The organism is Vibrio sp. CB1-5 (genome assembly GCF_059412285.1).
The window spans coordinates 1-10065 of the sequence record NZ_JBJHPB010000050.1; the positions used below are offsets into that span (position 1 = coordinate 1).

The 10065-nt window shown below is 41.1% G+C and carries 12 protein-coding genes and 1 pseudogene; 12 read left to right on the forward strand and 1 reads right to left on the reverse strand.

The genetic code is table 11. The annotated features are described in order from the left end of the window. The first annotated feature begins 71 nt into the window (after positions 1-71). The 8 genes from ACJB0T_RS21420 (at position 72) to ACJB0T_RS21455 (ending at position 6023) form a co-directional block, all read left to right on the forward strand. Positions 72-479, forward strand: coding sequence for a GNAT family N-acetyltransferase (locus ACJB0T_RS21420; RefSeq protein WP_429761275.1), 408 nt, complete (start codon positions 72-74; stop codon positions 477-479). Positions 480-642: 163 nt separating this feature from the next. Next, on the forward strand, positions 643-1059 hold the full coding sequence (locus ACJB0T_RS21425) for a GFA family protein (RefSeq protein WP_479290411.1): 417 nt from the start codon (positions 643-645) through the stop codon (positions 1057-1059). Positions 1060-1200: 141 nt separating this feature from the next. Continuing rightward, positions 1201-1848, forward strand: a complete 648-nt coding sequence (locus ACJB0T_RS21430; RefSeq protein WP_479290410.1) for a hypothetical protein — start codon at positions 1201-1203, stop codon at positions 1846-1848. Positions 1849-2002: 154 nt separating this feature from the next. Further along, a complete protein-coding gene (locus ACJB0T_RS21435; protein ID WP_479290408.1) occupies positions 2003-2476 on the forward strand; it encodes a GNAT family N-acetyltransferase in 474 nt (157 codons plus the stop codon). A 198-nt stretch (positions 2477-2674) separates the two neighbouring features. Next, on the forward strand, positions 2675-2965 hold the full coding sequence (locus tag ACJB0T_RS21440; protein ID WP_479290406.1) for a hypothetical protein: 291 nt from the start codon (positions 2675-2677) through the stop codon (positions 2963-2965). A gap of 73 nt (positions 2966-3038) precedes the next feature. Then, positions 3039-3998, forward strand: coding sequence for a hypothetical protein (locus ACJB0T_RS21445; RefSeq protein ID WP_479290404.1), 960 nt, complete (start codon positions 3039-3041; stop codon positions 3996-3998). 142 nt (positions 3999-4140) lie between these two features. Beyond that, the gene (locus ACJB0T_RS21450; protein ID WP_479290402.1) at positions 4141-5037 is read left to right on the forward strand and encodes a hypothetical protein; all 897 of its coding nucleotides are present in this window, start codon (positions 4141-4143) and stop codon (positions 5035-5037) included. 218 nt (positions 5038-5255) lie between these two features. Beyond that, positions 5256-6023: a hypothetical protein gene (locus ACJB0T_RS21455; RefSeq protein ID WP_479290401.1), complete on the forward strand. Its 768-nt coding sequence runs from the start codon at positions 5256-5258 to the stop codon at positions 6021-6023. A gap of 471 nt (positions 6024-6494) precedes the next feature. Here ACJB0T_RS21455 and ACJB0T_RS21460 read toward each other — a convergent pair. Continuing rightward, positions 6495-7521, reverse strand: a pseudogene (locus ACJB0T_RS21460) (IS110 family RNA-guided transposase). A 101-nt stretch (positions 7522-7622) separates the two neighbouring features. On the opposite strand from ACJB0T_RS21460, the gene ACJB0T_RS21465 reads away from it, so the two are divergent. The 4 genes from ACJB0T_RS21465 to ACJB0T_RS21480 all read left to right on the forward strand — a co-directional run bounded on the left by ACJB0T_RS21465 (position 7623) and on the right by ACJB0T_RS21480 (position 9893). After that, positions 7623-8009: an NUDIX hydrolase gene (locus ACJB0T_RS21465; protein ID WP_479290399.1), complete on the forward strand. Its 387-nt coding sequence runs from the start codon at positions 7623-7625 to the stop codon at positions 8007-8009. Between the two features lie 157 nt (positions 8010-8166). Beyond that, positions 8167-8544, forward strand: a complete 378-nt coding sequence (locus ACJB0T_RS21470) for a hypothetical protein (protein ID WP_479290397.1) — start codon at positions 8167-8169, stop codon at positions 8542-8544. A gap of 113 nt (positions 8545-8657) precedes the next feature. Next, entirely contained in the window at positions 8658-9371 is a 714-nt protein-coding gene (locus tag ACJB0T_RS21475) for a hypothetical protein (RefSeq protein WP_479290395.1), read from the forward strand. A 144-nt stretch (positions 9372-9515) separates the two neighbouring features. After that, positions 9516-9893 carry a GFA family protein gene (locus ACJB0T_RS21480; protein WP_495292937.1) on the forward strand — a complete coding sequence of 126 codons (378 nt, stop codon included), beginning with the start codon at positions 9516-9518 and terminating at the stop codon, positions 9891-9893. Positions 9894-10065 lie beyond the last annotated feature (172 nt).

The window sequence follows — 10065 nt, forward strand, 5'->3', positions numbered from 1 at the left end:
TACGGTGGTTTTGTTTGAGTGCAGTGGTAGTTAGCTGCTACTTAACAAGGCGTTATGTAGCTAGGAGAGATATGGAAGTTTCGGTACAAATAAGCAAGGAAATCCAAGACGGAGAAGTCATTGAACTATACCGTGCTAATGGTTGGTCGTCAGCAGAGGTACCTGAAAAGCTGATACCCGCTTTATTGAATTCAGATACGTTAGTGACCGCACGTATAGGTGGCAAGCTCATCGGAATAGGTAATGCAATTTCTGATGGCTGTTTAGTTGTCTACTACCCACACATGCTTGTTGACCCAAATTTCCACGGGTTGGGAGTTGGTCGAAAAATGATGGAGTTGATGCAAAGTAAGTATAAAGACTTCCATCAACAAATGCTGACTGCGGATGGTGAAGCAGTAGATTTTTACAGAGCACTAGGCTTTGAGAGGGCGGGTAAAACCGAACCTATGTGGGTTTACGCTGGTAACGATCACTAATTTGAGCACCGCTACATAACAAATTGTTCAAGCAGACAGCTAACAGTCGGCGATTTTGGTTTGGATTGAGTTTAGTGATTACGGTGGCTTTGTTTGAGCGTGGTGGTAGTTAGCTGCTACTTAACGCGGCGTTAGCTGCCATCCATGTTCAAAGGAGGAACAGATGGATTATCCACTTCAAGGAGCATGTCAGTGCGGACAAGTTACCTATGAATTATATGAAAAACCGTTGATGGTTTTTGCTTGTCACTGTACAGAGTGTCAAAAGCTATCTACTAGTCCATTTAGCATCACTGCGGTTGTTGATGTATCTAAAATAGAGTTTTCGGGTCAACTGAGAAGCTGGGAGCGCTTAGCTGATAGTGGTAATCGGAACTGTGCAATGTTCTGTCCAAGTTGTGGAAACAGAATTTATCACTTTAACCCAGATGCACCGGAAACAGTTAAGTTAAAGCTCAAACCAATTGATCTATCTTCAACTGATATTTTCGAACCTCAAGCGCATGTTTGGGTTAGTGAAAAACTGGATTGGTATCAGATACCAAATAATATAAAGGTCTTTCTCAAGCAGCCGAGCTAGCAGCTAACAAATTGCTCAAGCAGACAGCTAACGCTCAGCGATTTTGGTTTGGTTGAGTTCAGTGATTACGTGGCTTTGCTTGGGTGTTGTGTTCGTTAGCTGCAACTTAGCAAGGCGTTATATTAATCTGGAGATATGCAAATGTTTAGTAAGAAAGCGAGTAATCCTTACGATTTTCTAAGTGGATCTCCATCCCCGCAGACTATACGAAATCGTATAAGCGTTATCCGCAACCACTTCATTCATAGTGAAAAATTATATCTGTCCGAACGGCAAGAATTGGAAGTGAAAATCAATCAAGCTACAAATGACGGTGTTCGAGAAGACTATGAAATCGAACTACACTTCCATGAGCACTTTTTCGAAAGAGTGCATAGAGTTTCTACTTTATTAATGCTCTATTCGTTGCTTGAAAACTTGATGGCAAAAATTTGCAAATATAAAGCAGCTACTAAAAATAAGACTTTTCAACCCGATAAGTACAGTATTTTTAGCTTTCAGTCATACCTCAAGAAAACTACTGATATCAGTTTTTCACAGCCAGAAATTGAAAAGCAGTGGGCAATTATTACTAAGCTTAACGCTTTGAGGAATGCTCTTGTTCATAGTGAGGGCGACTTGGAACAATATAGTCACTTTTCTCCTGAAAAGGCTAACAAGTTGAAACGTATCATTAATAGCACGTCAGGCTTATCTATGTATTCCAATACTATCTTAATATCTGGCGATTACGTCGAGCGTAGTTGTAGTGCTGTTGAAAAATTCCTACTACTTATTCAAGAAAATTAATATAACAAAGCGTTTAAGACGGATTCCCAACGCTCGGCATTTTTGGTTTGCTTCAGTTTAAGTGTTTACGGCACAATACTTTAAGTGTAGTGGTATGCGTTGCTCACCACTTAACGCGGCGTTAGCCGTTCATCGTCGACTTACGGAGAAACTTGTGATTGTAAGGAAAGCAACGATTGAAGATTCTGCCAAGTTACTAGAGTTTATAGAGCTCAAGGCCGAGTTTGATCGCGCAATGAAAGGCTTTACTGGAGAGATCTCTACAACTATCGGCAAAATCGAGAGTACGTTATTTGGTCGTGTCCCGTATGCACATGCTTTGATTCTAGAAGTTGAAGGGGAAGCTCTAGGTTTTGCTCTTTTCCACTATCGTTACTCATCGTTCAAAGGTGAGCCATCAGTTTGGTTGGATGACCTTTTGGTTAATCCTGAGCATAGGTCAAATGGGTACGGTGAAACATTGATGCAAGAGCTAATGGCTCACGCTAAAAGTATGTCAACTTCTCACATCGCTTGGACAGCAAGCCCACTCAACAAAAAAGCTCATCTGTTTTACAAAAGACTAGGTGCAGAGATTGAGCGAATGGATGGTGATAGACCTTACTTTCGTTGGGCAGTGAACGGCTAACAAATTGCTCAAGCAGACAGCTAACGTTCGGCGATTTTGGTTTGGTTGGGTTCAGTGATTAAGGTGGCTTTGCTAGAGTGTCGTGGTCGTTAGCTGCAACTTAGCAAGGCGTTAGCTTTCTCGGTTCAGTTCATTGGAGTAGGAGTTCAGCGTTCTAGCTTTACACCTGCTCGTTATTGCCAATTAGTAAAGCCGCGCGTGCTGTTTCTTTTGCTTGGAAAGTTTATCAATCAACTTCGTGCTTGGCGTACTTGGTTGTCAGCTTCAGTGCTAGAGCCGTGGGTTGCCTCTAAGTATCGCCATCTTTGGCAGCAAGTTGGTGGAAAACTCAATGCTTCTGCATTGGGTTCATCGGCGGCGTTGGCTTTGGAGGGTTTCTTTGAGATCTTGGTGCCAAACGTTGGCAGCATCGCACGAAAAAAGCTAACAAATTGCTCAAGCAGACAGCTAACAGTTGGCGATTTTGGTTTGGTTGAGTTCAGTGATTAAGGTGGCTTTGCTTGAGTGTCGTGGTCGTTAGCTGCAACTTAGCAAGGCGTTATATTTTAATAGAGGAATATTTGTGACATTAGTGATATCAGGCTACATCCATCGTCCTGGATTTACATATGATTACAGCAATGTATTGGAAGGTAATTTTGTTAAAGAACCAAAAGACAAAAGTGAAAGAGAACCAGGGCTCTTTTCAATAGCTGATAGTGTTATTACTACCGTAGGTGGAGGCGGAAGAGTACCGCTTTTAAAAGGTTTCAAAAAAATCGTTAATATACCTATTAAGCTTTGGCAACCTTACTTGGTTGGCCCTCATTTCCATGGTTATAAATCAATCTTTCAAGAATGTGAGTGTTTTGTATCATTTGCCGGAAGTACTTTAACGTCACAACATGTTATTAATCTAATTAGTAACCACTTGTCTCTTCTTCGTATTGACTATAGAAGTAAGCCCCTCGAAAAGGGGGATTTCATAGTAATCAAAAACTGTGAATACAACGAATTAGAAGCGACTGCTAATTATTCTCATCATTCTGACGATCTGTTTCTACCAGAACAAGATTATCAAGGTATTCTAACTGCAGATGTAATCGTTGATGTAGTAGAACACTCAATTAATACAGCGCTAAAATCAGCGAAAGAATTTCGTTTGTCCGAAGAAGCGTTTAATGAGATGTATACAGAATTTACACTTGGGTTAACTTGTCCCTCAACTGGGAAAGACTTTCTGTATCACTTTCAAATGGATAAGCGCTTAAATACTGAAGGTGTTTACGAGGTTTATGTGAATAAACAGTACATTCCCGAAAATGCTGTGTCAGTTATTGGCATGAGAAACACATTTGGTGACCGCATAGAAAAGGTTGTGGAGCGTGCCATTAATAATAATCTAAATCTATGCGATGAGTTGGTAGCATTTATGGATGTTGCTATTGATGAGGTAGATCGAGATGGTTCATTTGAAATAGGTAAGCCTATAGTAGTCAAAACTTTAGTGAACGGAACGGTTGTCAAAAAACTGGTGAAATAAAATATAACAAGCAATTTAAGAGGGATTCACAACGCTTGGCACTTTTGCTTCTACTTCAGTTTTAGTGTTTATGGCACAATCCTTTAGGTTTGGGTGGAGGCGTTGTTCACCCCTTAATTGGGCGTTAGGCGAAAGGTAGGATATGAAGATTGGTGAACAAGATATAAATAAGGTGTTCGTTGTCGAGTGCTTACGTGAAAACGATTTGAGTACAGGTACGAAGATCATGGAACATATCTTAGCTCAAGAACCAAATGCGGATGTAAGATATTTAAACTGTATCGCCAAGTCAGATTTTTTACAGCATCTCAACGTAATACTTAATGCTGCGACTAGCGATGATGGGTTTCTATTGTTTATTGAAGTGCATGGATCTGTCGCAGGAATTGAACTTGGAGGGGAGCTTGTTTCATGGTCGGAACTAACGACAATGCTTCAAGCCATAAACGAAAGATTGCATATGGGGCTAGTGGTAGTTTTTTCATGTTGCTTTGGTGTTCATTTTTACACGCAGACGTCGATTTTGGGACGAAGTCCTTATTATGTAATGTTTGGAGTTGATAACAGCATTTATGCTGACCGCTTGCTTAAAATGAATCAAGTTCTAGTGGATGGTTTCTACTGCAATGATAGTCTTATGGAAATTGAAACTCGTGCGAATACACAATTAAACATACATGATATAAATTTGACTCATTTGGAAGCAGGTACGCTCTTGGTAGGTACATTTACTAATTACTTTACCGAGCAGTTAGAAATTGCCCCCCTATTAAATAGATTTGAAGAAACCTATCAAGTGTATCGGCAAATTACGCCCGAAAATGCAATGACTCATTCTCAGTATAAGAAGCACTATTTTGATTTTATCTTTAAGCGCGAAACATTGGAGAATGGCTTCAATGATATTCGGGACAAATTTCTTATGACTGATCTTGATGGAACGTTGTATGAAAGATTTCACGTGGACTTCGATGAGGTTTATAGCAGGCTAAATGTAGAAGCTAGAATAAAACAGGTCTATGGAGAAATTTTCGCCTAACAAACAATTTAAGAGTGATTCAGCACGCTTGGCATTTTTGGTTTAAGTCAAATTCAGTGTCTACGGTGGTCTAATCCGGTGTCGTGGTCGCGTGCTTCACACCTTAATTGGGCGTTAACTGTCATCGCTAATATTATACGAAGTCACAGTGGGTATGCTAAGAGAACTATAAATATTTTTGGGTGAGTACAAAAGTATATTAAACAAGGAGTAACATTTTGAAAAAAATTGCATTATATATTAAACGCTACCCCCATGAAAAAACATTACTGCTGGTTGCGCTTGTCTCTTGGATAGTATACTTGATTTGTATTTCTACCTCACCAGTGGTAAGTGTATTGCAGAATACCGTTATCGAAACATTCATCACTAATGATAGTCTTTCCACGCCGATAGCTAGTGTAGCCCTCGCACTGTTTTCTGCATACATAGTCTACTTTCTATCTGTTGTTATCCCTCGTAGTCAAGACCATTTTATTGCAGAGCGTGAGTATAACAACGCTCTTTGCATCACAATCTCTACTTTTGTTGCAAGTTTTGTTCAACCCGGTTATCTAAATTCATTTAATGTCGAACAAGAGAAAAGAAACTTAGTGGCTTCAAAAGTAATGGTCGCTGTCTTGAGTAAAATGTTAAACGAATCTAAACAATATAAAGAAATAACCCAATCTAATGAAGGCCAAAATCTAAAACGGTTTATATTTAGGATAGAAAGTTTTTATTCTGATGGAGAATCTATGGATGGAGTTAGTTCAGTTGTAAAAATAAAAAGTTGCATTAAAACGTTAAGTGCTTTAAGCAGCTATAGTCAGTTTTATACGGCCTCAAGAATCAGAGTCATAAACGAGGCAATTAATGATTTAGAACGACAAATAGAGTTAATGCATGATGGTTTTCTTGAAAATGATAGTATTTTATGGTCTCACGTCATTCTTTTTTATCATCAGCTAGTCGCGCTTTCGGAACAGAGTAATAAACATTGTTAACGCTTGGCGTAACTTTTACGGTAAAGACAATAAGCACAACGCGCGAAATGTCACAAAAGTATCTTTCTGGTTGATGCTAAGTGACAGTTAACAATCTGTTTAAGGGTGATTCGCAACGCTTGGCATTTTTGCTATGCGTTCCGTTTAGTGTTTAAGGTGGTATACGGGGGCTTCGGTATTGCGCTGCTCACACCTTAACAGGGCTACATGGATTCCCCCGGCTGTCAAACATCCGCTAAACTTCAAGTGATGGGTTTTGGACTGCCGCTCTACATTCGGTCTACTTATCGATGATTCGCAGCATCGTGACCCTGATGACTTTGCGCGACTGCGGTGCCTTATTCGTTAGATGACATTTTAATGTCCGCCGTATTAACAGGCTCTCCGCACGTGGTCTTAACCTATCTCCATCCATTGCGTCTGCTATGACCCGGTGGGTATAATACTCTCGCTGCTTGGGCTCGTTAGAGCTTAAGCAGCGTAGTTCTCGTACTCTGTTTGATTGTGTAACAGTGACCAGATAATACGTGCATTCTTAGCTGCTAAAGCGACAACCGCTCGGTTCATACCTCGTCGTTCTAATACATTTCGACACCATTGGCTCAGCCTATCTTGTTTATCACCAAGGTTGGCTATGACGGTTCTTGCTCGGTGGACGAGTAGTGTTCGAAGGTACTTGTCACCATGTTTGGTGATTCTACCTAGTTTAGGTTTACCGCCTGTAGAGTATTGCTTGGGAACCAGGCCGAGCCAGGCAGAGAAGTCCCGGCTCTTATCAAACTGAGCGCCATTACCTATCGAGGCTAATATGGCGGTCGCGGTTTGAGGGCCGATCCCTCGAACTTTCATAATGCGTTGAACGTTATCGCTAATCTTAGCGAAGGACTCGAATGTCTGTTCGGTATCCGCAATGCGTTGGTTGAGAGCATCAAGATGTTGGTATGCGTCATGGAGGACGACTCTAGCCAGTTGAGGCAGTTCGTTTTCTGCATTTTCGAGAATGAGTGGAACCTGCTTCATTAATGACGAGCGCCCTACGGGTATAACAAGCCCAAACTCAGAAAGCAAAGCTCGAATGCGGTTCATGATAGCTGTTCGTTCGCGAACCCAGTGCTCACGCATACGATGTACCGACAAGATTAGCCTGTTGCTCAGGTAATTTCGTTGGAACAAAACGAGTCGCAGGACGTTGAACTGCCTCACATATCGCGACGGCATCATTGAGGTCGTTCTTTCCTTTAGTTCTGTATGGAGCCACATATTTAGCCGCCATGATGCGCGTATCGTGGCCAAGTTTGTTGAGTGTTCTTGCCCAGTAATGTGCACCACCGCACGCTTCCAAGCCTATACGCATATGCGGAAGGTTTGATATGGTAGTTAACAACTTAGAGCGTGTAACTGACTTATGTAGAATAACTTTGCCTTTTTGGTCAACGACATGAAGACTGAAGTGGTTCTTAACTAAGTCGATACCGCCAAAATACGAATAATCAGACATGGTGCCTCCGGTTCTAACAAGTACCACAAGAGTGTGGCAGATCCTCGGGAGGGGGAATCCATGTCATTCGTTATGTGTATACGGTAGCATGGAGTTAACGTTTGAAAAATCTAGCTATGGCAGTCGTTGTTCGAGATAAGAAGGTACTACTTCAAAGACGTTTCAGAAAGAATAAAGGGATGGTTTTTGAGTTTCCGGGAGGAGCGGTTGATTTCTCCGAATCCGGAAAAGAAGCGGCTATACGTGAACTCTGGGAGGAGACAGCATTAAACGGGCTTGAAGTGCTGGGAAGTCACGTTTTGCAAAACGAATATGGTGGAGAAATTCATTACGTCGTTATGGTTGCTGGCAATGGTGATGAGCCTAAAGCTATAGATTCGGAAAGACAGCAAGAGTTTTATTGGCTTCGTGTGTCTGAAATACCGACGCAGCATTTTTTCAGAGCTGATCTGGAATTTATGGCGAATAGTCTTGAGTCTTACACATAACAAATTTTTCAAGCAGACAGCTAACAGTTGGCGGTTTTGGTTTGAATTGAGTTCGGTGATTACGGTGGCTTTGTTTGAGTGCAGTGGTAGTTAGCTGCTACTTAACAAGGCGTTATGTTTCTATTACTTAGTTAGAAGTAGATCGCAGGGAGAATTAATGGAGAAACGCAACAGTTCAATTGAATGGATACTTGGGGGCATCACTGCGACGTCGTTAGCCTCATTCTTTTTTATTGAAGGTCTATCTACTATCGAGAATGAAGCTCTGCGAATTACAGCTAGCTTACTATTTATATTGGCGATGCCGCCATCAATTTTGGGTATTATTTTACTGAGAAATTTTTCTGCAAATACTGATAGTAATAAAGCACCACAGAGTTCAGCTGATAAATGCTTACTTATTAGTTCGTTGTGCTTCATTATTGGGTTTTCAATAATGCTGTATGCTATTGAAGTTGTCTATATCTCTGCACTAGGTACATCCGTTGTTATTGCTTACTCCTACTACAAAGCTCAGTTTACGGACAAAACATAACAAATTGCTCAAGCAGACAGCTAACGCTCGGCGATTTTGGTTTGGTTGAGTTCAGTGATTAAGGTGGCTTTGCTTGAGTGTCGTGGTCGTTAGCTGCAACTTAGCAAGGCGTTATGTCACTGGGAGAAAAAGTGAAAGATTATAGAGATTATATCTATGGCGCATTATTTGGCATGTTGTTACTTGCTTTATGGTATTTCTCGTCGTTAGTTATCCAAAATTCGGTGATTCCAAAAACGTGGGATTACTTTTTGAGTTTTGCTACAAACGTACTTGGCGTAATGCTTGGTGCGCTACTAGCGTTTAAGTTCAACCGAAAGCTGGATTCAGAAAGAGAAAGAAAAAATAACGAAACTAGTTTGATGCTGGCTCGCTTTGTACTGAATAGAAAATTGCATCGAATGAAGGAGCTTTACAACGGGTATCTAAAAGAGTGGAAAAACCACCCCGATGCGTGGCATGCAATGCAACCGTTGCAACACATTGAAATTACGGAAGGCAATATTAACTTCGATAGCCTTTCGTTTTTAATCTCAACAAATGAGATTGAACTATTCGAAGCCTTTCGAGCTGAAGAGCAATATACCAAAGCTATTGCAGTTATAAACGAAAGGTCAGATTTCCACTCAGATGACTATCAAAATGTATTTTCGGAACTTAGTGGCTACGAACCATATAAAGATTTCGAAAAGCACATGGAAACTAGGTACCCTAAAATAATAGGCAACTTGAAGTCCTCGACAGCCGCATCTATTGAACTGTCTGAACTAGCAATTGCCAGTTTGCAAAGCGCACTGAATAAATTAGGACAAATTCAGGCATCGTGACATAACAAGCAATTTAAGAGGGATTCACAACGCTTGGCATTTTTGCTTCTACTTCAAATTTAGTGTTTATGGCACAATGCGTTAGGTTGGGTGGAGGCGTTGTTCACCCCTTAATTGGGCGTTAGGTGCTTAGAGGATATTCAATTGGAAACTCATTTCGGCTCTTGTCATTGCGGTCATATTAAGTTCGAATTTGAGGCGCAGATAGATCACGTTCGTGAATGTAATTGCTCAATCTGTTCTGTCCGAGGTACATTGAATTTTCGGGTACCGACAAACTCATTTCGACTAACTTGTTCACCAAGTAATCTATCGCAGTACAAATGGGGTAGCCGAACAGCTACTGACTACTTTTGTAATAACTGCGGTGTCATGCCGTTTCGTAAGCCTAGATATCCGACAAAGCGCGAGATTGCAAATGGTATGGTTCCTTTCACTGGTTGGGCGGTGAATTTGAGGTGTGTTAAAGGAGTTGACCTCAGTAGCCTGCCTGTAGTTCTTATCGACGGTGCATCTCTGTGAGTTCGCACCTAACAATTTGTTCAAGCAGACAGCTAACAGTTGGCGATTTTGGTTTGAATTGGGTTTAGTGATTACGGTGGCTTTGTTTGGGTGTAGTGGCAGTTAGCTGCTACTTAACAAGGCGTTATGTGTTTTGGTAATTATCCCATGGGGGAGATGATGAAAGACCCAG